The sequence below is a fragment of the Halogeometricum sp. S1BR25-6 genome (assembly GCF_031624495.1).
Lineage (GTDB): Archaea > Halobacteriota > Halobacteria > Halobacteriales > Haloferacaceae > Halogeometricum > Halogeometricum salsisoli.
The window spans coordinates 1-24566 of record NZ_JAMQOP010000004.1 but is presented as its reverse complement, the minus strand read 5'-3'; the positions used below and the strand labels follow the sequence as shown (position 1 = coordinate 24566).

26 protein-coding genes are annotated in these 24566 nt (G+C 66.4%); 18 read left to right on the top strand and 8 right to left on the bottom strand.

Annotated features, from left to right (window positions below; genetic code table 11):
* Positions 1 to 141 precede the first annotated feature (141 nt).
* The 4 genes from NDI76_RS17525 to NDI76_RS17510 are packed head-to-tail and all read left to right on the top strand — an operon-like array spanning position 142 to position 4586.
* Positions 142 to 642 (top strand): hypothetical protein, encoded by a 501-nt coding sequence (locus NDI76_RS17525; RefSeq protein WP_310925443.1) that lies wholly within the window; start codon positions 142 to 144, stop codon positions 640 to 642.
* Complete coding sequence (locus NDI76_RS17520; protein WP_310925442.1) at positions 639 to 2201, top strand: UbiD family decarboxylase; 1563 nt, start codon at positions 639 to 641, stop codon at positions 2199 to 2201. The genes NDI76_RS17525 and NDI76_RS17520 overlap by 4 nt, the downstream gene beginning before the upstream one ends.
* Positions 2201 to 3634, top strand: coding sequence for a UbiD family decarboxylase domain-containing protein (locus NDI76_RS17515; protein ID WP_310925441.1), 1434 nt, complete (start codon positions 2201 to 2203; stop codon positions 3632 to 3634). The genes NDI76_RS17520 and NDI76_RS17515 overlap by 1 nt, the downstream gene beginning before the upstream one ends.
* A complete protein-coding gene (locus NDI76_RS17510; RefSeq protein WP_310925440.1) occupies positions 3627 to 4586 on the top strand; it encodes an MBL fold metallo-hydrolase in 960 nt (319 codons plus the stop codon). Before NDI76_RS17515 ends, NDI76_RS17510 begins: the two co-directional genes overlap by 8 nt.
* Before the next feature lie 313 nt (positions 4587 to 4899).
* Here the strand turns inward: NDI76_RS17510 and NDI76_RS17505 are convergent, their stop codons facing one another.
* Both NDI76_RS17505 and NDI76_RS17500 read right to left on the bottom strand, forming a co-directional pair.
* Complete coding sequence (locus NDI76_RS17505; RefSeq protein WP_049917116.1) at positions 4900 to 5184, bottom strand: 2Fe-2S iron-sulfur cluster-binding protein; 285 nt, start codon at positions 5182 to 5184, stop codon at positions 4900 to 4902.
* Positions 5184 to 5666 carry a GNAT family N-acetyltransferase gene (locus NDI76_RS17500; protein WP_310925439.1) on the bottom strand — a complete coding sequence of 161 codons (483 nt, stop codon included), beginning with the start codon at positions 5664 to 5666 and terminating at the stop codon, positions 5184 to 5186. The genes NDI76_RS17505 and NDI76_RS17500 overlap by 1 nt, the downstream gene beginning before the upstream one ends.
* 121 nt (positions 5667 to 5787) lie before the next feature.
* On the opposite strand from NDI76_RS17500, the gene NDI76_RS17495 reads away from it, so the two are divergent.
* From NDI76_RS17495 to NDI76_RS17470, 6 genes are all read left to right on the top strand, one after another.
* Positions 5788 to 6711 carry a Phenylacetic acid catabolic protein gene (locus NDI76_RS17495; RefSeq protein WP_310925438.1) on the top strand — a complete coding sequence of 308 codons (924 nt, stop codon included), beginning with the start codon at positions 5788 to 5790 and terminating at the stop codon, positions 6709 to 6711.
* Positions 6708 to 7091, top strand: coding sequence for a metal-sulfur cluster assembly factor (locus tag NDI76_RS17490; protein WP_310925437.1), 384 nt, complete (start codon positions 6708 to 6710; stop codon positions 7089 to 7091). The genes NDI76_RS17495 and NDI76_RS17490 overlap by 4 nt, the downstream gene beginning before the upstream one ends.
* Positions 7088 to 7300, top strand: coding sequence for a phenylacetic acid degradation PaaB family protein (locus NDI76_RS17485; RefSeq protein ID WP_310925436.1), 213 nt, complete (start codon positions 7088 to 7090; stop codon positions 7298 to 7300). Before NDI76_RS17490 ends, NDI76_RS17485 begins: the two co-directional genes overlap by 4 nt.
* Entirely contained in the window at positions 7297 to 8067 is a 771-nt protein-coding gene (locus tag NDI76_RS17480; protein WP_310925435.1) for a Phenylacetic acid catabolic protein, read from the top strand. The genes NDI76_RS17485 and NDI76_RS17480 overlap by 4 nt, the downstream gene beginning before the upstream one ends.
* 2 nt (positions 8068 to 8069) lie before the next feature.
* Complete coding sequence (locus NDI76_RS17475; protein ID WP_008388807.1) at positions 8070 to 8234, top strand: PaaD-like zinc ribbon domain-containing protein; 165 nt, start codon at positions 8070 to 8072, stop codon at positions 8232 to 8234.
* A 110-nt stretch (positions 8235 to 8344) separates the two neighbouring features.
* Positions 8345 to 9184 carry an enoyl-CoA hydratase/isomerase family protein gene (locus NDI76_RS17470; protein ID WP_310925434.1) on the top strand — a complete coding sequence of 280 codons (840 nt, stop codon included), beginning with the start codon at positions 8345 to 8347 and terminating at the stop codon, positions 9182 to 9184.
* Positions 9185 to 9318: 134 nt separating this feature from the next.
* On the opposite strand, the gene NDI76_RS17465 is transcribed toward NDI76_RS17470, so the two are convergent.
* Positions 9319 to 10473: an acyl-CoA dehydrogenase family protein gene (locus NDI76_RS17465; protein WP_310925433.1), complete on the bottom strand. Its 1155-nt coding sequence runs from the start codon at positions 10471 to 10473 to the stop codon at positions 9319 to 9321.
* A 191-nt stretch (positions 10474 to 10664) separates the two neighbouring features.
* The gene (locus NDI76_RS17460; RefSeq protein ID WP_310925432.1) at positions 10665 to 11147 is read right to left on the bottom strand and encodes an ester cyclase; all 483 of its coding nucleotides are present in this window, start codon (positions 11145 to 11147) and stop codon (positions 10665 to 10667) included.
* Positions 11148 to 11364: 217 nt separating this feature from the next.
* Here NDI76_RS17460 and NDI76_RS17455 point away from each other — a divergent pair, with 217 nt between their 5' ends.
* Positions 11365 to 13119, top strand: coding sequence for a sensor histidine kinase (locus NDI76_RS17455; protein WP_310925431.1), 1755 nt, complete (start codon positions 11365 to 11367; stop codon positions 13117 to 13119).
* Positions 13120 to 13192: 73 nt separating this feature from the next.
* On the opposite strand, the gene NDI76_RS17450 is transcribed toward NDI76_RS17455, so the two are convergent.
* Positions 13193 to 13366: a hypothetical protein gene (locus tag NDI76_RS17450; protein ID WP_310925430.1), complete on the bottom strand. Its 174-nt coding sequence runs from the start codon at positions 13364 to 13366 to the stop codon at positions 13193 to 13195.
* 251 nt (positions 13367 to 13617) lie between these two features.
* Here NDI76_RS17450 and NDI76_RS17445 point away from each other — a divergent pair, with 251 nt between their 5' ends.
* Complete coding sequence (locus NDI76_RS17445; protein ID WP_310925429.1) at positions 13618 to 13833, top strand: DUF7835 family putative zinc beta-ribbon protein; 216 nt, start codon at positions 13618 to 13620, stop codon at positions 13831 to 13833.
* A gap of 164 nt (positions 13834 to 13997) precedes the next feature.
* Here NDI76_RS17445 and NDI76_RS17440 read toward each other — a convergent pair whose 3' ends face one another.
* The 3 genes from NDI76_RS17440 to NDI76_RS17430 all read right to left on the bottom strand — a co-directional run bounded on the left by NDI76_RS17440 (position 13998) and on the right by NDI76_RS17430 (position 18106).
* Positions 13998 to 15521 (bottom strand): amidase, encoded by a 1524-nt coding sequence (locus NDI76_RS17440; protein WP_310925428.1) that lies wholly within the window; start codon positions 15519 to 15521, stop codon positions 13998 to 14000.
* A 264-nt stretch (positions 15522 to 15785) separates the two neighbouring features.
* Positions 15786 to 17003, bottom strand: coding sequence for a mandelate racemase/muconate lactonizing enzyme family protein (locus NDI76_RS17435; RefSeq protein ID WP_310925427.1), 1218 nt, complete (start codon positions 17001 to 17003; stop codon positions 15786 to 15788).
* Positions 17000 to 18106, bottom strand: coding sequence for a mandelate racemase/muconate lactonizing enzyme family protein (locus NDI76_RS17430; RefSeq protein WP_310925426.1), 1107 nt, complete (start codon positions 18104 to 18106; stop codon positions 17000 to 17002). Before NDI76_RS17430 ends, NDI76_RS17435 begins: the two co-directional genes overlap by 4 nt.
* Before the next feature lie 98 nt (positions 18107 to 18204).
* On the opposite strand from NDI76_RS17430, the gene NDI76_RS17425 reads away from it, so the two are divergent.
* From NDI76_RS17425 to NDI76_RS17400, 6 genes are all read left to right on the top strand, one after another.
* A complete protein-coding gene (locus NDI76_RS17425) occupies positions 18205 to 19503 on the top strand; it encodes a nickel pincer cofactor-dependent isomerase, group 22 (protein WP_310925801.1) in 1299 nt (432 codons plus the stop codon).
* Between the two features lie 65 nt (positions 19504 to 19568).
* A complete protein-coding gene (locus NDI76_RS17420; protein ID WP_310925425.1) occupies positions 19569 to 20357 on the top strand; it encodes an SDR family oxidoreductase in 789 nt (262 codons plus the stop codon).
* Positions 20354 to 20701, top strand: a complete 348-nt coding sequence (locus tag NDI76_RS17415) for a cupin domain-containing protein (RefSeq protein ID WP_310925423.1) — start codon at positions 20354 to 20356, stop codon at positions 20699 to 20701. Before NDI76_RS17420 ends, NDI76_RS17415 begins: the two co-directional genes overlap by 4 nt.
* Positions 20702 to 20705: 4 nt before the next feature.
* Positions 20706 to 21527, top strand: a complete 822-nt coding sequence (locus NDI76_RS17410; protein WP_310925422.1) for a fumarylacetoacetate hydrolase family protein — start codon at positions 20706 to 20708, stop codon at positions 21525 to 21527.
* 174 nt (positions 21528 to 21701) lie between these two features.
* Positions 21702 to 22838 carry a TAXI family TRAP transporter solute-binding subunit gene (locus NDI76_RS17405; protein ID WP_310925421.1) on the top strand — a complete coding sequence of 379 codons (1137 nt, stop codon included), beginning with the start codon at positions 21702 to 21704 and terminating at the stop codon, positions 22836 to 22838.
* A gap of 72 nt (positions 22839 to 22910) precedes the next feature.
* Positions 22911 to 24566 (top strand): TRAP transporter permease (locus tag NDI76_RS17400; protein ID WP_310925420.1); only part of this gene is annotated, 1656 nt, incomplete at its 3' end.

The window sequence follows — 24566 nt, the reverse complement described above, 5'->3', positions numbered from 1 at the left end:
ATTAACCTCTCGAATCGGCCGTCACAAACCGGAATCGATTACAGAGGTGTAAACTCACTTCAACCGCGGATTCGCTGTCCATTTTCCAAATTCTGTGCGAACATTTATGCGGTATGGGCAGAGACCGTCGTTCGAACGCTCATGGCACGCACGTACACCACGTCCGAAGAATACCTCCCCGAGGACACGGAGGGGGAGGTCACCCTGCAGGTGACGGACACGGAGTCCCGCGAGATATTCCGGACGCGGGCACGCGTCTCGCGCGACCCAGACGACCTCTCGGAGGCGGTGCCGCTGACGGTCGTCAAGGGACCGCACGAGAACAGACAGGAGCAGTGGTACATCGACTTCATCGAGACGGACGTGGGCGAGGGAGACGTCGACGAGGACCTCCTTCGAGAGTGTCTCCGGGAGGCGCGGGAGGGCTCCGACCTGATGAACGCGCGTTCGGAGGAACTGCGAGCGATGCTCCAGTATCTCGTCCGCACCGGTGAGTACGACTCGCTCTCCGATGCGGTTCGGTCGCTGCTGTCGGCGCAGCTCTCGCGGGAGTACCCGGAGTTGGTCGAGGAGTACGTCGACCTCCGGACTGCGCTGGAGCGGGAGTCCGTCGAAGCCACGTTCCGCGGGGAGGAGCGGTGAGCGAATCCGACCGCCGGGTCGTCTCCGAACCCAGCCTGCGGTCGTACCTCGACGCGCTCGACGACCGGGGGGACCTCGTGCGCGTGACCGAGGAGCTATCGTGGGACCTCGAAGCGAGCGCCGTCGCCATGCGCGCCGGCGACCGGGACGGACCGATTCCGTTGTTCGAACACGTGCGAGGAAGCGACGTGCCCGGCGCGCGGTTGGTCGGCGACCCGTACCGCGGGTCGCAGCGCAGGCCGTGGGACCGTATCGCGACGGCGCTGGGCCTCCCGGCCGACGCGGACAGCGCGGCGTACTACGACGCGATGCTGGAGCGGTTGACCGACCCCGTCGACCCCGTCCTCGTTGACGCCGACCCCGAGGACGCGCCGTGCAAGGAGGTGGTTCGGACGGGCGAGGAGGCGCGACTGCTGTCGCTGCCGTGGCCGTACATCCACTCGGGCGACGGCGGGCGCTACTCGAACCTCCACACGCTCGTCGTCCCGGACCCCGATTCCGAGTGGGTCGACTGGTCGACCCATCGGATGATGATACACGACGACCGGCAGGGCAGCGTCCTGCTGCTGGCGGGTGAACAGACGCCGAACCTCTACTACTACAAGTACGAGCGACGGGACGAACCGATGCCCGCCGCCGTCGTCGTCGGCGCCGAGCCAGCGGTCCAATGCACGTCGGTGATGTGGATTCCGACCGGAAGCGACGAGGCGCGGTACGCGGGCGGCCTCCGCGGCGCGCCGGTCGAACTCGTCGAGTGCGAGACGAACGACCTGCGCGTTCCGGCCAACGCGGAACTCGTCGTCGAGGGGCACCTTCTCCCCGAGGAGCGACTCGACGAGGGGCCGTTCGGCGACTACTTCGGCTACATGCACGGTCCCAGACGGTCGATGCCCGCGTTCAGAGTCGACGCCATCACGCACCGCGAATCGCCCATCATCCCGTTCTGCGTCGAGGGGATGGGCGTCGGCTACACCGAGAACACGACGAGTTCGATGGAGGTCGGGTGCGTCGGCCCGGACGCGACGCTCGGCCTGCGCGCGGCGGGGTTCGACGTGGTCCGCTGCGTCCCGTGGCAGTTCACGCCGCGGACGGCGTACGTGGTGGCGACGGCGACAGACGACCCGGGGACGCTCCACGAACTGGCGAACTTCATCTTCACGACGTGGGGGATGCTCCACATCGACTTCTTCATCTTCGTCGACGCCTGCGTCGACCCGCTGGACACGAGGGCGGTGTTCGAGGCCATCGCCCTGCACGCCGACCCCGACGCCGACTTTCACCAGTTCGGCGTGGAGACGATGCCGAAGGTGCCGCTGAACATCTACCAGACGCCGGACGAGAAGGGGGACGCGCAGACCGGTACCTCGAAGGCGAAGACCGCGAAGGCGTACATCGACGCGACCGGGTCGGAGGAGGCGCGACCGGCGGTCGTCTCCGAGTCGAGTCGGGCGCGCGCGCGGGAACTGCTCTCGACGGCCGGCGTCGTGGCGGCGCCCCGAGGCGGGACGGAGCGCGTAGACCTCGCGAGTGACGCCTCGGCGTCGGGAGGCGAGCGCTGATGGAGTTTCGGGAAACCGTCGACGCGTTGGCGGGGAACGGTGACCTCCTGACGGTCGACGAACCGGTCGCGGACCCCGACCTCGCGTTCGCGCTCGCCGCCGAGAGCGCGCGGTCGAACGGCCCCGCCGTGCTGCTGACGGACGTGCCCGGCGTCGGCCGATTGGCCTGCGGCGTCCGGGGCGGGCCCGACCGGATGGTCCGGCGGCGACGGCTGCCGTGGAGCCGACTCGCGGTGGGGATGGGCCTGCCGGCCGACGCGACGTACGAGACGATGCTCGACGTGCTGTCGACCGCCCCCGCGGAGCGTCCGCCGCTGCAGCGTCGGGCGGCCGCGGCGAGCGGACACGAGCGGGACGCCTCGGCGCTCTGCCTGCCGACGGTGTCGTCGAGCGACCGACCGCTCGTATCCGAGGGGCTGCTTGCCGTCGAAATCGACGGGCGGCAGTTCTGGGCGCCCGTCCGCGGCGACCTCCGGGGGCGGACGACGCTCCGCCTCCACGTCCCCGCCACCGTCGCGGACCGCCTCGAACCGGGGTCGGCAACGGTGGCACTGGGCGTGCCGACGGCGGCGCTGATGGCCGCTCACCTCTCGTGCGCCCGGACGCATCCGTGGCGGGCGTGGACCGCCCCGGAGATAGCCGCGGCGCTGGACGACGTGCCCGTCGCGCCGCACGCCGGCGGCCTCGTCCCGGCCAGCGCGGAGATCGTCCTCGACGGGACGGTCGCTCCGGCCGACGATCCGGCCGCCGGACCCCGAGCGGCGTGGGAGAGCATCGCGGACGCCACGTCGGTGACCGTCTCGGTCGACCGGGTCGCCACTCGGTCAGACCCGCTCGTCCCCCTCGCCCCGGTCGGCGAACCGCTCGGTGACGACATTCACCAGACGAGCCTCGTAGAAGGCGCACGCCTTCAGGCCCGCGTGAACGGCTACTGGGGCGTCTCGCCGGTCAGTTGGATCGGTTTACCGGTCGAGGCGCAACTCGGCGTCTGCTTCGTCGCCAGCGAGATACTGTACGCCGGGTTCGAGTGGCAGCTGGCGAACACGCTGTTCTCGTTCGCCACGTCGTTCGACAAGGTGGTTGTCCTCGACGCTGACGCGGCGTTCGAGGACCTCGCGCGGGCGCTTGACGACATCTGGGTGAAGGCGCATCCCTCACATGACTGGGTGTTCAGCGAGGCGGCCGCTCCCGCGGCGGCCGCACCGGCCTACCGGCGGGACGGACAGACGGGGTCGAGACTGTTCGTCAACGCCGCGTGGGACCCCCGCTGGGACGAGGAGTTCATCGCGCCCGAGGTGAACTTCGAACAGATGTACCCCCCGGAGGTGCGGCGGACGGTCGAAGAGCGGTGGACGGAACTGGGGTTCGACGGCGGGAACGACGCGGTCGATGCGGACGACGCGGCGGAGGGAGGCGAGAGCGGCGGTGAGTGAGCCGCATCGAATCGCCGTCAACGAAGGTTCGCCCGAGGGGTCGAACAGCGCCTACGTGCTCCCGGACCGCGGTGTGGTAGTCGACCCCGGACCGCCCGGCAACGACGACTTCGAGCGAGTGCGGGCGGGTATCGAGGCCGCCGGTCTCGCCATGACTGACGTGGAACACGTCGTCCTCACGCACTGGCACGTCGACCACGTGGGCCTCGCGCCGCGACTCGCCGACGCCGCGGACGCGACGATTCATATGCACCGGCGGGACGCGCCGTTGCTCGCCGAGTACCGCGAGGCGCGCCGTCGGCGGGTGCGACGGGATGCGTCGGTACTCGCCGGGTGGGGCGCCCCCAAGGGACGCATCGAGGAGGTTCGAGAGCGGGACGCCCCCTCGCCGCTCCCCGACCAGACCCCGGTCGTCGCCCACGAGGACGGCGAACGGGTCGCCGACGGCGAACTCCTGCACACGCCGGGTCACACCGAGGGACACCTCGCGTTTCGATGCGACGACGTCCTGTTCGTCGGCGACACCGTCCTGCCGACGTACACGCCGAACGTCGGCGGAAGCGACACCCGAGCGAAGAATCCCTTACCGGACTACCTCCGAACCCTCCGTCGACTACTGCGGCACGACGGTGAGTGCTACCCGGGTCACGGCGACGGTCTGTCGCTCCCCGAGCGCGTCGGTGCGATTCGGTCCCACCACCGACAGCGAGCCGAGCGAGTGGCCGAACGCCTCGGCGCGCGCGGCGAAGCGACGCCGTGGCAGGTGGCGGTGGACCTGTTCGGCGAGATGCGGGGCGTTCACGTCAAGTTCGGTGCCGGAGAGGCGGCGGCACACCTCCGAGCGCTGGCCGCCGAGGCAGAGGCCCCCGTCTCGCGCGTCGGGTCCGACCCCGAACGCTACGTTCTCGACGGCGCTCCGGCGGGGGCAGTTCCGTCCTCGCTCTTCGAGTGACCGCGACCTCTCGTTCGCCGGTCGGCTCGTCCGATGAATCCCAGTTACTGCGCCGTCGTGTGTTTACGATCCTGTCAACGCCAGCGCCCTCGGTGCGGCGAGAACATCCTACGACGGTTTTCATTACACTGCTAAAATCGTTCGCCTATCGCTGCGTTCACCGTCGGGCCGCTCCTCACCCACGGTGCCGAGCGTCGGTCAATCTTCACCGTCGAGTTCGCAGATTCCGTAAGCAGATTTGTAAACAAGAGACCGAAACACCTCTCGTTCGGGGTCGAAGACCGGCGGAAACGAGGAGGGCTGCAGAGAGGAGTTACGGACCGGAATTCGATTCGAGTTTCAGGTCCGACCGCGCTCGGGCGACGCACGTGAGGACGTATCCCTCCTCCTTCTCGCTCCCGGAGAGGAACATCCCCTCGGTCTGTTCGACATCGCCGTCCACGACGCGGATGGCGCTGCAGACGCCGCAGACGCCCATCCGGCACTGGTAGGGGAGGTCGAGTCCCGCCTCCTCGGCCGCTTCGAGGATAGGCTGGTCCGCGGGCACCTCGATAGTGCGACCCTCGTTTACGAATTCGACCTCGTACGTTTCTGTCATCAGTCCACCTGTCGCTCGTACACGTGTTCGACCGGAGAAAAGCCCATCCGCTCGTACGCCTCGCGCCCTTGGTCGTCGCCCTCGATGACGTCGACGCGACAGAAGGAAACGTCGCGGTCGGACTCCGAGAACCACTCGACGGCCGCCTCCACCAGCGCATCTCCGACGCCCTGGTCGCGATGCGATTCGGCGACGTAGTGGCCGTTGATGTAACCGTGGTCGGAGAGGCGGAAGATGGGGTGGTCGCCCGTGAGTCGGGCCTCGATGACGCCGACGATGTCGTCCTCGGCGACGGCGATGAACACGGCGCCGTACTTCGAGTCGACGAGTTGGTTCTCGAAGTACTGGAGCCACCGGTCGTCGGCGTCCTCCTTGTGCTGGTAGCGCTCGTCGTACTCGGAGAGGTGTTCGGTGAACCCGTGCCAGAGGTCGAGTAAGGCCGGTCCGTCCTCCGTGGTCGCCCGCCGGATTTCAACGTCCATGTCAATCCATGCGGACCCCCGAGCAAAAAGGTGTATCGGAGGGTGAGGGCCGTCGTTCGGCGTTCGAATCTCGCACAATGCAAACAATTAATAGGTGTGGACGGCAACGAGAGACACGAGCATGGTGACCGACAAGAAGCTAAAGCAGCAGCTGCAAGACGGGAAGATGATAGAGTCCGAGGAGCAGATGACGGAGGGCTACAAGAAGGCGCTGACGCAGACGCTCCTCGTCTCCGGCGACACCGAACTGATGAGCGCCCCCGCATACTACGGGCCCTCGCTGAACGCGCCGAGCGTCAACGCGCGCGCTTCCTGTATCAGTGTCATCCAAGACGAACTCGGTCACGGCCACATCGCGTACCGACTGCTCGAGGACTTGGGGTACGACCGCGAGTACCTCATCCACGGGCGTGAGCCGCACGAGTTCCGCAACACGTACGGCTTCGATCAGCACCTCGACAACTTCGCGGAACTGGTGACCGCACACGGTCTGTGGGACCGCGCGGGCATCGCGCTGCTGTCGGACATCCACGAGAACACCTCCTACGCCCCGTGGAAGCGGGCGCTGACGAAAGTCGGAAAGGAAGAGCAGTTCCACCTCCGCCACGGAGAGACGTGGATGCGTCGCCTCTCCAACAAGAACGACAAGACGAAGCAGAAGGTGCAGGACGCCGTCGACTGGATGTTCCCCATCGCCTTAGAGTGGTTCGGACTGCCGGACGACAAGAAGAAGCACGACGACCAACTCGCCTACCAGATAAAGGGCCTGAGCAACGACGAACTCCGCCAGAAGTGGATGGACAGCGCCGTCCCCGTCTGCAACCAGATGGGCATCGACGTCCCCGCCCACTACGACGAGGAGGCCGACGAGTACGTCGTCGAGTACGAAATGCCGGCGCACTTCGACGCCGAGACGAAGACCTGGCACTTCGACGAGAACACCACGTGGGACGACGTCATCGACCGCTGGCGCTCCCGCGGTCCGGCCAACGAAAAGTACGTCGACCTCCTGCAGTCCAGCCAGATGGACCCCGTCTCAGCATGAGCATCCAACAACAGACCGAATCGGACGCAGCACCGCTCGGACCGACCGAGGACGCCACCGCCTTCGAGGAGGAGATTTGGGCGAACCTCGACGAGATTCCGGACCCGCACATCCCGGTGAGCCTCGTGGAGATGGCGATGATATACGACGTACACGTCGAGCAGAACGCCGACGGGGCGGACGTGCTCGTCGAGATGACGTTTCCCTGCATGGGATGTCCGGCCTACGACATGATACTCGACGATATCCGCGCGTGCCTGCGGACGATGGCGGGCGTCGACGACGTCGAGGTGGACGTGGTGTGGACCCCCCTCTGGGAGAAGAGCATGCTGACGCAGGACGTCCGAGAGAAGATGCGGGAGTCCGGTATCGCGCTATGAAGTACGAGGTGTTCGCTCGCATCAACGCCGGAGACGAGCTCATCAACGTCGGCAACGTCGACGCGGAGAACGACCGACTCGCCAAAGTGTACGCCTACCGGACGTTCGACGAGGAGGACTGGGACCGACTCGTCGTCGTCCGGCGCGAGCACATGGTCGAGGCCACCAACGTCGGCACCATGCCGGACACGCCGGGTGATGCCGCGTGAGCAAGTGGTCCGACGAGGCGGTCAACTACGTGCAGGCCATCGCCGACACGAAACTCGTGCTGTCGCAGCGGTACGCCGAGTGGATGTTCTCGGGCCCGGTACTCGAAGACGACATCGCGGGCGCGAGCGCCGCGCAGGACGAACTCGGACACGTTCGCCAACTGTTCCGACTGCTCGGACAGCAGGGACGCGCGGACGACTGGCTCGAAGGCGACCGGACCGCCGCCGAGTTCTCGAACGCGGCGACCATCGACGAACGGCCCGGGTCGTGGGTGGAGTTCGTCGTGCGCATCGGACTGACCGAACGCGCGGCGTGGTACCTCATCGACGCCATCGATCATGAGGACTTCGAGGGTCTCGGCACCCGCATCGGGCAGGACGAGTACTTCCACTTGGAGTTCCTCGACGGTCGACTGGAGACGATGGGAGACGAACGGACCGACCAGGTGACCGCCGCGCTCGAATCGGCGCTCCCCGACGTACTCGCTTTCCTCGGGCCCGCCGCGTACGACGATGAGACGGACCCGCTCGTCGCGTCCGGCTTTACCGACCGGTCGGCGTCGGCCCTGCGCGCGGCGTTCGTCGACCGCCTCGAAGAGATATTCGGGGGAACGGCCGTCGACGTCGACGCTCTCGACGTGAACTGGGACGCTCCCGACGTCGAGGAGTGGGACGAGCGCCGCCGTCGGACGGGCGACGGCACCATCTCGGAGGGTGACGTCGAATCGCTCAGCGGCGTCCAGAACGCCGAGTTCAGGATGGAGTGACGATGTCGGCGACGCACCCCGAGTGCCCGTTCTGCGGGTCGACGGACACCGAACGGCACTCGCAGTTCGGCTCCGAGGTCTCGAAGAGCCAGTACTACTGCAACGGCTGTCACACCGTCTTCGAGCGCATCAAATACGACGGCGAAGTCGCGGACTCGGGCCGATAGTCGGCGACCTTCGGAATGAGGAATGTGGCGTTGTTAGCGGCTGTACTAGCCGTATTCTCGGTTTTACGTGTCGATAACTATTTATACTGTCCTATGGATGTAGGAGTCGTATGGAGACCTTCGCAGAACTCGAGCTAGAGAACTTCGAGACGGAACAGGACGGCCACGTCGGCATCGTCCGGTTGAACAAGCCGCCCGCGAACGCCCACGACGCGGACATGGTATTGGAGTTCCAGAAGATGGTGGAGACCATCCGCTTCGACGAGACGGTCCGCGCCGCCGTCCTCAGCAGCACCAGTGACAAGTTCTTCTCCTCCGGATACGACATCCAGGCGCTGCAGGACGAGAGCCCCGAGCACATCGGCTACGCGAGTCAGACCAGCAAGGAGTCCATCCTGAAGATGCGCTCGACGGACACCATCTTCATCGCCGCCGTCGACGGCCACTGCATGGGTGGCGGTCTGGAGTTCGCGCTCGCGACGGACATCCGGTACTGCGGCGACGACGACGGCTACAACCTCGGCGTCCCCGAGGTGAAACTCGGTCTCATCCCCGGCGAGGCCGGCACCCAACTGCTCCCCCGCTACGTCGGCCGGTCGAAGGCGCTCAAGATGATGCTCAACGACGAGCGCCTCACGCCGAAGGAAGCGGCCGACGCCGGCATCATCGACGAACTGGTCGAACCCGGTACCTGCGAGGAGGAAGCCATCGCGTTCGCGAAACAGGTCGCGAGCCTTCCCAACAAGGCCGTCGGACACATCAAAGTCGCCATCAACGAGGGCATGGAGATGTCGCTGTACGACGCGCTGGCGCACGAGCGCGAACTGCAGAACCAACTGTTCGACACCGAGGGTGCCAAAGAGGGAATCAGCGCGTTCCTCGAGAAGCGCGACCCGGACTTCATCAAGGCCGAACTCGGCGATGACGCCGTCACGACCGACGACGACTGAGCAGGCGGGAGTCCCACGAGCGAAACGGGCGGAAAGCTATCGGGATGCGCGGGCCTGACCGTCGACCGCCCATCCCGGGTCGAGTTCTTTTTCGCGGAGAGAACGACCGTCGCCGCAAGCGGAGTGCCGGCGTCTCAGAGGTCGAGCGTCTCGCGGGCGATTGTCGTCCGCTGTATCTCCGAAGTGCCGCCGATGAGACTGAGAATGCGCGCATCACGGTAGTAGCGTTCGAGCGGCAGGTCCGTTCGGTAGCCTTTCCCCCCGTACACCTGCATCGCGTTGCGGGTGACGAACTCGGCCGCCTCGCTTCCGGCGAGTTTGGCTGCGCTCGACAGTCGGGTCTCGCCGTCGTCCTCGGAAATAGCGAGCGCGGAGGAGTAGACGGAGTGACGGGCGGCCGAGAGCTGTTGGTACATGTCGGCGACGAGCACTTGGACCGCTTGGTACTCGCCGATTGCTTTGCCTCCCTGCTCCCGGTCGCCCGCGTAGTCGACGGCGGCGTCGAACGCGCCGCGCGCGATGCCGGTGCCAATGGCGCCGATGCCGGTTCGCGCCATGTCGATCGTGCCCATCGCGATGCGGAAGCCCTGCCCGACGCTCCCGAGGAGGTCGTCCGCGGGGACGACTACGCCGTCGAACGTCGAGTCGCCGGTGACGTGGCCGCGCATGCCCATGTACTCGACGCGGTCGAACGCGAAACCCGCCGTCTCGTCCGCGCCGGGGACGAGGAAGACGCTGACGCCGTGGGAGTCGTCGGGTTGCGGACGCTTGCGGGCGACGACAAGGTGAACGTCCGCGACGCCGGCGTTGGTCCCGAACGCCTTCTCGCCGGAGAGTCGGTAGCCGTCGTCAGTCGCCTCGGCGACGGTCTCCAACTCGGAGGGAGAACTCCCCGCGCCGGGTTCGGTCAGAAGCATCGCCCCGACCGCCTCTCCGCGAGCCATCGGTTCGAGGTAGCGCTCCTTCTGTTCGTCCGTTCCGAACCGAGCGACGGGAAGGGCGGCGAACGTGTGGCCCTGAATCGTCTCCGCGACGGCGCCACTCTCGGCCGCGATTCGCTCGACCGCCAGACAGTAGCCGAGGAAATCCGAGGAGAGGTCGCCGTACCCGTCGGGTAAGAGCAGTCCGAGCAGGCCGCGCTCACCCGCCGCTTCGACGACGTCGCGCGGGAACTCGTCGGTCTCTTCTATCTCCTCCGCGCGCGGCGCGACGACCTCTTCGGCGAACGCGTCCGCTCGGTCACGGACGGTCCGATGGCTCTCCGACAGTGCGGACTCGATGAGATGCATACGACAGCGAGTCGGCGTGCGCCCTCATAAACGTACGTGCCGGCTGTGTGCTTTGCTCGAAAAGAGTGTGAATTGATTCGACCAAAAGGGAGCCGGGTTCTACACCATACTTACCGCATTCGTATTCATAGCGACTATATTTGGGAGCGAAAACTCGGAATAGTATTCGTCTACTTCGGGGCGCACCTATGTTAGATACCTTCGAGCGTAGAAAGTCGAAAAACGGTCGGTAGCCGCGATATCGTTTCGTGAACAGACCGGGAGTACGACCGTCCGACCTGCTTTGCGACCGAGAGCCAGTCGGTCTCGACCCACACTTCCACCACTTTTCCGCCCCGGTGCCGGTGCCGTCCGGTGCCGCGGAACGACACCGGCGACGCGTTCGGACCGAATCCGGGTATCGCGGGGGTGCCGGAGAACACCCACGAGGCGTACACGAACTCGCTGTCCGCGCGCATCTCTTCGAGTTCGATCCGGCAGTCGGGGAACACCCGTTGGAACAGTTCGACCGTCCGGCGGTACTGCGACCGCGTGACCGTTCGGTTGCCCGGGAAGCCGTGGCCGCGGAAGTCGAGCGAGTAGATGTCGCGAATCGCATCCATATCTCGCTGCTTCCACACCCGCGTGAAGTCCTGCCGACTGATCTGCATCCGTTCGCGTTTGGAGGGACCCATACGGAGTAATATCGAATCGATATCATAACTACTCGCCCTATTCGCAGGTCCTGACTGTCGAACCGCTTTCGGTGGAAACGCCGTTTCACGGGCGCGACCGGAGGGCGCAAAGACGGCCGACGGAGACGAGAAGAGAGCGAACGCAACAGATGGCTGATGAGTCGGACGAATGCTTTATGTTCTAGCCACTGAGACAGTCACCGGTTGGATGAGTTCGATGAGTTGGCAACAGACACTTTACGCGTATCCGGCTCTGTTCGCGGCGCTGCTCTCGGTCTTTCTCGGGGTTTACGCTCTTTCGTACGCGAACCGGAACGGTCGAACTCCGGTCCTGACAGCGTTCATCTGCGCGAGCGTCGCGCTCTCGCTCTGGTCGGGGTTCTCGGCCGTCAAACTTCTCAGCACAGACCCCGCGGTGAAACTACTCGCCTACCGCCTGCTCTACGTGGGCGCGGCGCCCATCGGCGCGTTCAGCCTGCTATTCGCCCTGTCGTACACCGACCGCGACGAGTGGTTGCGACCGCCCGTCGTCGCGGCGCTGCTGAGCGTCCCGGCGCTCTACGTGGCCCTCGTGTTCGCGAACCCCGCCGGTCTCGCCATCGAGAGCACGCGCCTCGTCGAACGGGGCGGACTCCTCGTCCTCCGGGTCGACGTGGGCCCCGCGCACCTGCTGTTGCAACTCCTCTACAACGCGGCGCTCTCGCTCGCCGCCCTCGCCATCGTCGCCGTCGAGGCGTTCCGACTCGGCCGCGAGTACGTCCCGCAGGCGTTGCTTCTCGGCGTCGGAATCGGCGCCCCGCTCTTGGTCGTGGGCGCGACGTACGCGGGAATCCCGCCGTTCACGGCCGACCACGTCAACCTCGTCCCGGCGTCCACCGCGGTGACGGCCGCGGCGCTCGGCGTCGCGCTGTTTCGCTATCGACTGTTGGACCTCCCGCCCATCGCCTACACGACGGCGCTCGAAGCGTCGCCCGACGGCGTTCTCGTCGTCGACAGAACCGGGCGAGTCGTCCACGCGAACGGACCCGGCGAGCGGTTCTTCGCCGCGGGCGGAGCGGGAGTCGGCGACGCTTTCGAGGCGGGCTTCCCGGACGTCGACCTCGCGAAACCCGAAACGGACACCGTCCGCGTCGACGGAAAAGATGGCGGGGGAGCGGACGAGCGGTTCCTGAGCGTCCGGACGCAGACGCTCGACCGGCGCGGGCAACACGTCGGCTGGGTCGTCGTCCTGCGCGACGTGACCACCCTCCAAGAGCGAAAGCGCGCTATCGAAGAGCAGAACGAACGGCTCACGCTCCTCAATCAGATCGTCCGGCACGACATCCGGAACGACATGTCGGTCGTCCTCGGCAACGCGCACCTCCTCGAATCGCTCGTCGACGGCGAGGAGGCTGAGACCCGACTCGAGACCATCGTCCGGAACGGCGAACATGCCGTCGAACTCACCGAGACGATGCGCGGCCTGATGCAGACGATGCTCAACGACGCGTCGGACCTCGAAGCGGTGTCGCTCCGGGAGGTTCTGACGCACGAGGTCGACTCCGTGCGAGCGGGCGACGACGAGTGCACGCTTCGCATCTCCGAGGACGTTCCGGACGTGTGTGTCCTCGCCGACGATGCGCTGGGGACCGTGTTCCGAAACCTCCTCACGAACGGGATTCGACACAGGGATACCGAAACGCCGACCGTGACGGTGTCTGCGACCGACGAGAGCGACGCCGTCGTCGTCGCCGTCGCGGACGACGGACCCGGGGTCCCTCCCGAGCGACGCGAGGAGATATTCGGCCGCGGCAACAAGGGACTCGAGAGCCCGGGAACGGGCATCGGGCTCTACCTCGTCGAAACGCTGGTGAGCGGGTACGGCGGCGACGTCTGGGTCGAGGACAACGACCCTCGCGGGTCGGTCTTCTTCGTCCGCCTTCCGAAGGCGCCGTCCGAGCAGAACCCGACAGCGGAGCCACAGACGCCCTGACGAGAGCCCATCGGTTCGATTTGCTCCGAACGACCGACACTCGATGGCGGCGACGGAGGGCGGGACGACGTCGTTACCGACCGACGGCGATTCGGACGAGGCTTCCCCCGACGGCCGCGAACACCCCGACCTGGAGCAACCCGATCAGGAGCGCGTCCGCGGAACCCGGTGACCGTCCGTACGCGACCGTTCCGATGAGCGCGCACGCGGTTATCAGTCCGAGCACCCCGTCCACCTGGTCAGACATACCAGACACTCTCTGAGCCGTTACTTATACCTTTGTGTGAGTTTGTCTATCTCTAATCGAGTACTCATAGAGCGTGACAGATTCAACACGTGTGTTCGGAAGCGAGTTTTCGGCACGGAGCACTCGTCATCACTTCGCACTGGTTCGAGAAGGAGTGAGCCTCTCCGTCACGAGTGCGTGTTGTGTCGCTCCTGAGACTCATCAACTCGGCAAAAAGTTGTATAAACAACCACAGAATAGGGGCGGTGCACATGGCAGTCAAAGACCCCACCGGAGACGTCCCCGACTGGCGGATCAGAGCGTGTCCCGACTGCGGCGGCGAACGCGAGCATGAGGTGACGGTCCGGTTCCGAACGGAGGCGACTCGGGAGGCGGTACAGCCGAAGAACGAGATGTTCGCGCGCCAGCCGTATCGGCTGTTGAAGTGTTACTACTGCGGGGCGTCGCGGAGCGAGCAGGTCGTCTGAGGGGCGCGGTGAGCGGGTGAGAGGGAGCGAGGTGTGAACCGGGAAAGGCAGAATTCCCTCTCGTTTACGCCGGTTGGTCCGACGAGGTATGATTCTGCTCGCTATGTGAATACGGGCGGGGGACGTGAGAACCCTCCCGCCTCGCGGGTCGAACGGATACCGGATTACGCGTCGAGTTCCCCGAATCGCTCCGGGGGGCGGCGGTGGCCCGAAACGCGTTCGAACCCGTATCCGAGTTCGAGCAAGCGCGGTTCGGCGAACCGCCGTCCGAGCAGTTCGACACCCACGGGGAGGCCGTCGTCCGTGAATCCGGCTGGGAGGACGATAGCGGGCAACCCGGTGTGCGCCGAGAGTTCGCAGTTCATCTCGGAGAACGGTTGGTGCTCGGGTATCTCGACCGGGGGGACCGTCGACGGCGGGTAGAGGAGGGCGTCGAAGTCGTCCTCCACCATCCGCGCGAGGACGGTCTCCGCGAGTCGGTCGCGGCGTCGAAGTCGACGGAGGTAGTCGACGTTCCTCTCCAGCGAGTCGGCGTCGACGTCGAGGATTCCGGCTCCCTCGAAGCGCGACTCGATGGAGGGCGCTATCTCGCCCGTCTCGTACACCTCTGCCAGCGACCCGTGCGGCGCCGCGTCGCCGAGGCGCGCGAGGTAACGGTCGAAGTCGCGGGCGAACTCGTACTGGAGCACGCGGGCACTTTTGAGCAGGTCGACGTCGACGACGTCGACTGGGTCGAGCACCGTCGCGCCGGCCGCTTCCATCTCCTCGATGGCTCCCTCGACGGCGCCGGTCACGGCCGCGGCGTCCGCCTCGTCGACGGGGAGGTCTTCGGAATCCCCCTGCAGGCCGAAGAACTGGCGGGCGACGCCGATGCGCGCGCCGTCGAGTCCGTCGGGGTCGAGGTGGGAGACGTAGCCGTCGTCGGGAACGGCGTCGGCGCCGGCGGCCGTCACGGGGTCCTCGGGGTCGTAGCCGGCCATCGCGTCGAGCAGTCGGGCCGCGTCGGCGACGGTTCTGGTGATGGGACCCGCGGTGTCCTGCGTCTCGCTCAGGGGGACGATGCCCGTCCGACTGACCAGTCCCCGCGTCGGGCGGACGCCGACGAGGTTGTTGAACGCGGGCGGGGACCGGACTGACGAGCAGGTGTCCGAACCCGTGCCGACGGTCGCCAAGTTCGCGGCGACGGCCGCCGCGGTGCCACCGCTGGACCCTGAGGGCCGCCGGTTCAGGTCGTAGGCGTTTCGGGTCGCGCCGCCGAGTGAGCTTATCGTATCCACCCCGAACGACAGTTCCTGGAGGTTGGTCTTCCCGACGACGACGGCGCCGGCGTCCCGGAGTCGCTCGACGACGAAGGCGTCCCGCGGCGGGACGGAGTCGGCGAGGGCGACGGACCCGGCCGTCGTCGGCATATCGTGTGTATCGTGGTTGTCCTTCAGGAGCATCGGAACGCCGTGAAGCGGTCCGACGAAACCCTCCTCCTCGTACCGGGCGTCGAGTCGCCGGGCACGTTCGCGCGCCCCGTCGTTCAGCGTGAGAACCGCGTTCAGGTCGTCGTCGTACGCGTCGATGCGCGCCAGATAGCGGTCGAGAAGCGTCTCGACGGTGACGCGCCCGTCCGCGATGGCGGCGCGGACGTCGGCGATGGTGGTCTCCGGGAGGTCGAAGGCGTCGGCGGGTGGCGTGGACATCGTCTCGGGTCTCTCCTGTCGAACGATTCCGGACCACGAGCGTAAGTTTTCGCCTTCCCGAAGTTCCTCTCTCGGCGGTCGTATCGAGTGGTTGCGTCGTCAATCTCGAGGAAGTAGTCGTATACTGTGAGTTAAGTAGCCTATCCGAGTTCAGATTGCGTAATACAGATTCTAAATATGGTTTTTGTTTACATATACGAGTGTATGTAACTCAGTCCGTTTTTTCTGGCCCCAAAACGCGCATTTCGAGGGCGGAGGAACCTATCAGAATCCGGTCGTCCCGTCAAGCAGGTGTTCTTCGACGACCGACTCGTCGAGTTCGATACCGAGTCCCGGTTCCTCGGGGACTTCGATGTGACCGTCCTGAATCAGCGGTTCCTCGCGCGCGAGCATGTCATCCCACCAGTCGACTTCGAGGGCGTGGTACTCCAAGAGGTCGAAGTTCGGCGTCGCCGCGCCGAGGTGGACGCAGGCCATCGTCCCGACGGGGCTACAGACGTTGTGCGGCGACATCGGCATGTAGTTCTCCTCGGCCCGGTCCGCGACGCGCATCGTCTCGGCGAGACCACCCACCGTCGTCGGGTCGGGGGTGATGACGTCGACCCCGTGTTCGTAGACGAGTTCGGAGAGTTCGAACACGCGGAAGCGGTTTTCGCCGGTCGCGACGGGCGTCCGCGTGGCCTTCGTCACCTCCTTCTGGGCGTCCATGTTCTCCGGCGGGACGAGGTCTTCGAGCCACATCAACTTGTACTCCTCAAGTTCGTGCGCGAGGCGTTTCGCGCTCTCGACGGAGTAGTCCCAGTGGCAGTCGAACGCGAGGTCGACGTCGTAGCCGATTTCGTCCCGCACCGCCTCGACGATTTCGCGTTTCTCCCGGATGGCCCGGTTGGAGAGGCGGCCGTTGTACGGGTCGGGGTCGTTGTCCGCGGGCAAATCGAGGTCGAACTTCAGGGCGGTGAACCCCATGTCGGTGACGCGGGCGGCCTCGGCGGCGTACGCCTCGGGCGAGTACGCTTCGGCGTCGGCGTAGGCCGTCGCGCCGTCCTCGACGGCGTAGGCCTCCCCGGCGTGGCAGTCGCAGTAGAGGCGAATCTCGTCGCGGTACTTCGACCCCAACAGTTGGTAGACCGGGAGGTCGAGAATTTTCCCGGCGACGTCCCAGAGGGCGACTTCGATGCCCGAGGCGGCCGTGACGACCTTGCCGGTCGTCCCACCGTGCCCTGACATCTCCTGGAAGATGTACCGGACGAGACGTTCCACGTCGAGAGGGTTCTCCCCGAGCAGGAACCGCTTCGTGTACTCGACGAGTTCCGGGACGCCGCCGCCGCGGTAGGACTCGCCGATGCCGGTGACACCGGCGTCCGTCTCGACTTTGATGAGGTTCCACTCGAAGTTTCCTTCCACCACGCAGGTCTTGATGTCGGTTATCTCTACGTCGCGGTCCGGGTCGCGGGTCGCTATCTGGTCGGAGTAGTCTCTCATTGTCTGAATTCTTCGAGCGCGTCTTTATCGAGCGGTACGCCGTGACCGGGCCTGTCGGGGAGCGGAATCCTGCCGTCGTCGTCCGGTTCGAGGGGGTCCGCAACCACGTCGTCGAACACCTTCACGTCCATGTCGCGGTAGAAATACTCCACCCAGAGGCCGTTCTCGATGGCGCCCAAGAGCGACGCGTGGAGGTTCCAGTTGTAGTGCGGGGCGATGGGCACGTCGTACGCCGCCGCGTAGTTGGCGATGCGGAGCCACTCCGTGATGCCGCCGCACACCGTCGCGTCGGGTTGGAGGATACCCGCTGCGCCCGTATCGCGGAGACGAGCGAAGTTCTGCCGCGTGCCTTCGAGTTCGCCGGTGGCGACGGGGTAGTCGATGGCGTCGTTCACCGCCGCCATCGTCTCCACCTTCTCGACCATCGCCGGTTCCTCCATGAAGTAGGGGTCGTAGGGTTCGAAGGCGCGGCACGCCCGAATCGCCTCCGGCGGCGAGGACCAGACGCCGTTGGCGTCCAAGAGGAGCGTCCGGTCCGGCCCGATTTCGTCGCGGACGGCCGCCACGCGGTCGACCTCCTCGCTCACCGTCCGGCGACCCACCTTCATCTTGACGACGTCGTGGCCCTCGTCGAGGTACCGTCGCATCTCCTCGCGCAGGCCCTCGTGGCCCTTGTCGTCGCGGTAGTAGCCCCCGCTGGCGTACGAGGGGACGCTGTCGGCGTACCCGCCCAGCAGTTTGTACAGCGGTTCGCCGGCCGCCTTCGCCTTCAGGTCCCAGAGCGCGATGTCGACCGTCGAGATGGCGCGGAGCAGCAGGCCCGCCCGCCCGATCTGGACCGTCCCCTCGTACATCTCGTGCCACAGTCGTTCGGTGTCGCGCGGGTCCTCGCCGACGAGCATCGGTTCGAGGAGCGACTCGACCGCCTCCGCGATGAGTCCGGCGCCCTCGTAGCCCAGCGAGTAGCCGACGCCCTCGCGCCCGTCCGCCGTCCGGACGTACGTTATCGCGTGGTCGCGGAACGTGAGCGTCCGGTTGGAGAACGACACCGGCGAGGAGAGCGGTATCTCTATCGGAAACGACTCCACTGCTTCGATTTCCATACGACAGCGCCGCGGCACACGGAGTAATAATCCCCCGTCTCGACAATACTTACCACAGGATTATTCGTGCACCTCCGCCAAGCACCGCCCGGATGAACATCAACGTCCCCGCACGGAGCGACGTCGACCACCTGATAGACCCGCAACCGCTCCCGCCGTTCGCGCGGGTCCGGTACGAGCCGTCGGTCGAAACCGTCGCCGACCCCGCCGACGCGGCGCGGGCGGAACTCGACGGCCTGCCCCTCGACGGACTGGGCGAGGGAGCGACCGTCGCCGTCGCCGTCGGGAGCCGCGGGATTCACGCTATCGACGACGTCGCGGCGTCGGTGGTCGCTACACTCCGAGAGCGCGGGTTCGACCCCGTCATCGTGCCCGCGATGGGGAGCCACGGCGGGGCAACGGCGGAGGGACAGCGGGAGGTGCTGGAGTCGCTGGGTGTCACCGAGGACCGGACGGGCGCGCCGATAGACGCGCGGATGGACGCCGAGGAACTCGACGCGGTGACGGTCGGCGACACGAAGATGCCGGTGTACTTCTCGGTCGCGGCGCTGGCGGCCGACGCGGTCCTCGTCCTCAACCGCGTCAAGGCCCACACGAACTTCTCGGGACCGATAGAGAGCGGGCTCACGAAGATGAGCGTCGTCGGACTGGGCAAACAGCGCGGCGCGAAATCGTTCCACTCGACGGCCATCGCGGAGGGCTACGTCGAGACGCTCCGGGCCGCCCTGTCGGTCATCGAGTCGGAGACGCCGCTCGTGGGAGGAATCGCGCTCGTGGAGAACTTCGAGGAGCGAATCGCCCGCGTCGAGTCGATTCCGACCGGGTCGTTCCTCGACCGCGAACCCGACCTACTGGCACTTGCCGACGAGGAGATGCCGACGCTGCCGGTCGAGGAGGTGGACCTGCTCGTCGTCGACGAACTCGGTAAGGAGATATCCGGCGCCGGGATGGACACCAACGTCATCGGCCGCTACCGCGTGCTCAACCGGGACGAACCCGAGACGCCGGACGTGAAGCTCGTTTACGCCCGCGGCCTCACCGAGGCGACGAAGGGGAACGGGAACGGCATCGGCCTCGCGGACCTCACCCGACGGGCCGCGCTCGACCGACTGGACCTCCGGAAGACGTACGCGAACGCGCTCACCAGCGGGTCGCTCGCGAAGGCGAAACTCCCGGTTGTCGCGCCGGACGACGAGTTCGCCCTGCGGACGGCGCTGGCCGCCCTCGGCGGCTACGACCCCGAGACCGTGCGCATCCTCTGGATACGGAACACGCAGGACCTCGGGGAGATGTGGGTCTCCGACGCCGTCGTCTCGGACCTCCCGGACGCCGCGACGGTGCTCGGTGATGGGTCGCTCGCCTTCGAGGACGGGACGGCCGTCTTCTCCGAGTCGTGAGCCGTCGGTCCTCCGGGGCGCCGGGACGGAAACCGTTTTGCCGATGGACTTTGATGCGGTATCACATGGACCTACAGATAGACGGTAACGCGGCGCTCGTGACGGCGTCGTCCAGCGGACTCGGCAAGGCGTCGGCGAAAGCGCTCGCCCGCGAGGGCGTCGACGTCGTCGTCAACGGCCGCGACGAGGACCGACTCGACGACGCGCGCGAAGAGATAGCCGAGGTGGCCGAGGGCGAAGTGGTCGCCCAACCCGGCGACCTGACCGACGCCGACGACGTGACGAACCTCGTGGAGACGACCGTCGAGGAGTTCGGCCGCCTCGACCACCTCGTGACCAGCGCCGGCGGCCCGCCGTCCGGCGGCTTCCTCGACACGGACGACGAGGACTGGCAGGAGGCGTACGACCTCCTCGTGATGAGCGTCGTCAGACTCGCCCGCGAGGCCGAACCGCACCTCCGCGAGGGCGACGGCGGCACCATCGTCACCATCACCTCCCGGAGCGTCAAGGAGGCGCTGGACAACCTCGTGCTCTCGAACTCGGTTCGAATGGGCGTCATCGGTCTGGAGAAGACGCTCTCGAAGGAGTTCGCGCCGGAGATACGGGCCAACGCCGTCCTCCCGGGTCCCCACGAGACGTCCCGAATTCAGGACCTCGTGAACGCCGCCGTCGACCGCGGCGAGTACGACTCCTACGAGGAGGGACTGGAGGGGTGGGCCGGCAACCCCTTGGAGCGCATCGGCGACCCGATGGAACTGGGGAACACTGTCGCCTTCCTCTCCTCCCCGAAGTCCGGGTTCGTCAACGGCACCGCCCTGCCCATCGACGGCGGGTCCACGGGAGCGAACCTGTGAAGCCCGTCCCGTTCGACGACGCCGAGACGTACGAACCGGAGGAGGGTTGGCGGCGCGTCTCGATGGCGGGCAGCGACCGCTTCTCCTTCGAGTGGTTCGAGAAGCCGGCGGGTCACAGTTCGCCGATGCACGACCACGAGAACGAGCAGGTGTGTCTCTGCCTCGAGGGCGAACTCACCGTCGTCACCGAGGACGACGAGGTGACTCTCGAACCGAATGACTCGGTGCTGCTCGAATCGGACGAGGCCCACCGAGTCGAGAACACCGGCGACGAGACGGCGGTCGGACTGGACGTGTTCGCACCGGGTCGCTCGTTCGACTTCTGGACGGACCGCGAGGAGTAGAGCGATGAAGTACCTCGCACGCACGGCGAGCGGTCGACCGCTCCTCGGCGACGACGGGGGGTTCGTTCCGCTCGAATCGGTCGAACCGGACCTCGAAAGCGTCCGCGAGGCGCTCCCGCGGGCCGCGGCGGGAACGCTCGGCGACGTCGACGACGCGCCAGCGACGCGAGTTCCGGCCGCCGACCACGCCTTCGGCCCGCCGCTGGAACGGTTCGGAAAGCTCTGGGGAATCGGACTGAACTACGAGGAACACGCGGGCGACTTGGACGAACAGCGCCCGGAGGAGCCGGCGAGTTTCATGAAGCCCTCGACGGCGCTCGTCGGTCCCGGCGGCCCCATCCGCCTGCCGCCCACTTCCCAGAGCGAACGCGTGACGGCGGAAGCCGAACTGGCCGTCGTGATGGGTCGGGAGTGCCGGGACGTCGACGAGTCGGACGTCCACGACGTCGTCGCCGGCTACCTCCCGGTCATCGATATGACGGCCGAGGACGTCCTCCAGCGCAACCCCCGGTTCCTCACCCGGGCGAAGAGCTACGACACGTTTCTCGTCGTCGGTCCGATGCTCGCCGTCCCCGAGGAGCCTCCGGACCTCGACGGCGTGACCGTCCGAACGGAGGTCAACGGAACCGTCGAGTCGGAAAACGAGATACGGAACATGCTGTTCCCGCCCGCGGAACTCGTCTCCTTCCACTCGGAGGTGATGACGCTCGAACCGGGCGACCTGTTCAGCACCGGAACGCCGGGCGCGGCGACCATCGAACCCGGCGACAGCGTCCGGACGACCGTCGAATCCGTCGGGTCCGTCGAGGCCCCGGTGACGCGGTAGCGCCGTCGACGTCCGAACCACGACGGCGCGACCCGTCGCTCACTCGACTCGCCGTCGAAGGTTCTCCGCCCCGGCGCCGCGGTGTCGCCTCCGAGAGAGGGTATTAATATAACGATTGTCTGTGCTCTAAATGGATAGATTGTTAAGCACGCACGGTTTTTGTCATCAATGGACATGCGCGAAGAGAGTATGCAGCGGCGCAAGTTCTTGTATGGTGCGGCAACGGCGGGTCTCGCGGGCCTCGCCGGGTGTAGTGGTGGCGGCGGTGGCGGTAATGGCGGCGGCGGAGGAGGCGGTAGTGGTGACGGAGGCGACGGAACCGGCGGTGGCGGGAGTGGCGGTGGCGGTGGCGGTGGCGGCGGCAGCGGAGACATGACGCTTCGGGTCGGAACCTCCGCCGGCGGGACGCAGGACGTCGGACTCGCCGTCGAGCGTGCTGTCAGCCAGGAGAGCGATACCCTCGACTACTCGACCATCGAGAGCCCCGGCTACATCGGGACCATCTACCGGATGGCCCAGAGCCAGTTCAACGCCGGCATCACCGACAACAACTCCCTGAACAAGGCGCTCGACGACCGCGGTCGGTTCTCCGAGCAGTCGGTATCCCGCATCCCCCAGTACGGGTTCGGCGCGTTCCCGTACAGCATCTACATCGTCGCCCGCGACGGCACGGACATCGAGACGTTCGCCGACCTCGCGGGGAAGAACGTCTACCCCGCCGAACCGGGCTACTCGACGCGCGCGACGACGCTCGACGTCTGGTCGCAGGACCCGACCGCGGACGTCCACGACCAGATGAACATCCAGAACATGGGCGTCGGTGACGCGCCCGGTGCGATGGAGGAAGGCAGCATCGACGCGTCCATCGCGTACGGGTCGCCGGGCGTCCGGTACACCGGCTTCGTTCAGGAGATGGCTTCTCGTGTCGACCTCCACTACGTCGAACCGACGGACGCGCTCATCGAGTCCGCGGAGTCGTACTCCGGCGCTGGGACCACCCGGACGCCCTACAGCGAGTGGCCGATCGCGAACGCCGACATCGGTACCGACGAGGTGTTCACCTGGGACCTCGAGGTCAACTACACGTTCAACCCCGAGGCCAACCCCGACGCCGTCTACGAACTCTGTCGCGTCGTCCACGAGCACAACGACGTCGTCAACAACGGCGAAGAGCAGTTCAACGACTACGACGCCGCCAAGGAGATGCTCGGGTACGCGCAGGAGCGCATCCCGGTCCACCCGGGCGCGGTGCAGTACTACAAGGAGAACGACGCCTGGGACGACAGCCTGCAAGAGGGCGACACCGCGTAATCCCTCCGCGGCGCCGTCCCGGTTCGCGAAGAAGCCAACCAAGATTCTATTACACACAACCCACACCAACACATGGACACACAATCCGAACGAGAAACCGGTCCCACGGGGTGGCTACGGGGCCTCGATATCAGCGTCACGCTCGTAGCCGGCCTGTTCTGGTGCGTCGTCCTCTGGTGGGCCTACACCCAGACCTGGTCGACGGTCAGATACGCCGTCCTGTTCGTCGGCGGCATCATGACGGTGTACGCCCTCAACGAGACGCGCGAATCGCTCGAAGAAGGCAGCTGGATAGACGCGCTCGTGTTGCTGCCGTCGGCCGGCGTGCTCATCACGGCGTCGTTTTACTTCTTCTTGAACTTCGAGACGGTGTACCTCCTGCGGCAGGGGTTCGCCACCGAGCACGAGTACATGCTCGCGCGACTCATCATCATCTCGCTCCTGTACCTCACGTGGCGCGAGTTCGGGAACCTGTTCCTCGGACTCGTCATCGGCGTGATGCTGTACGCGATGTTCGGCGACGCCGTCCCCGGCGTCCTCGGGCACGCGGGGATGTCTCAGCTGACGCTCCTACAGGCGACGGTCACGGACCTGTACGGGTTCTACGGTTCGCTCACGCAACTGACCGCGTCGTGGATCGCGCCGTTCCTCCTGTACGCGGGGCTCCTGTTCGCGTACGGCGCGTTCGACCTGATTCTCCGGCTCGCCATCGTCGCGGCCGGGCGCATCCGCTCGGGCGTGGCGCAGACTGCCGTTCTCTCCTCAGCCGTCATCGGCTCCATCAACGGCTCGTACACGGCGAACGCCGCCATGACGGGGTCGTTCACGATTCCGACGATGAAGGAGAGCGGGATGTCCGGCCACCGCGCGGCCGGCATCGAAGCCGTCGCCTCGACCGCGGGGCAGGTGCTCCCGCCGGTGATGGGCGCCTCCGCGTTCGTGATGGCGTCGTACCTCGGCGTCGCGTACCTCAACATCGTCGTCGCGGGGTTGCTCCCCGCGGCGATTTTGGTCGCGTCCATCGCCATCGCGGTCCACTACACCGCGATTAGCGACGCCAGCGACCAGGACATGGAGTTCTCGAATTTCTTCGACGACCCGCTCTCGCGCAACGAGAAGATCGCCGAGGCGCTTCGGTTCGGCATCCCGTTCGGCGTCCTGATTTACTACCTCGGCTTCGCCCAGTTTACCGTGATGACGTCCGCGATGTACACCGTGTTCGCGATGATTCTCACGGGCGTCCTGATGCCGCCGCTCCAGCGGCTCGTCGACTCCTCCGACGCCTCGCCGGCCTCGGAGTTCGTCACGCAGGTCAGAAACACGATTCACGGCTTCCGCCGGGGTGCCATCATCCTCGCACCCATCGCCATCATCCTCGTGGTCATCAGCGGCGTCGTGAACCTGTTCTCGACGACCGGCGTCCCCGCGAAAATCGCACTACTGATGATCAACCTCTCCGGCGGCATCCTGCTGTTCGCGGTGCTGCTCGGCATGGCCGTCGCCATCGTGATGGGCGTCGGGATGCCGACGGTGGCCGCCTACGTCATCGTGGCCATCCTCATCGTGCCGACGTTCGTCTCCGAGTTCGGCATCGCGGAGATTACGGCCCACTACACGATGTTCTACGCCGCTATCTTGGCGGGCATCACACCACCGGTAGCGACGGCGGCCGTCGTCGCTGCCGGCATCGCGGAGGCGAACTTCTGGCGGACCTGCGGCGCGGCGCTG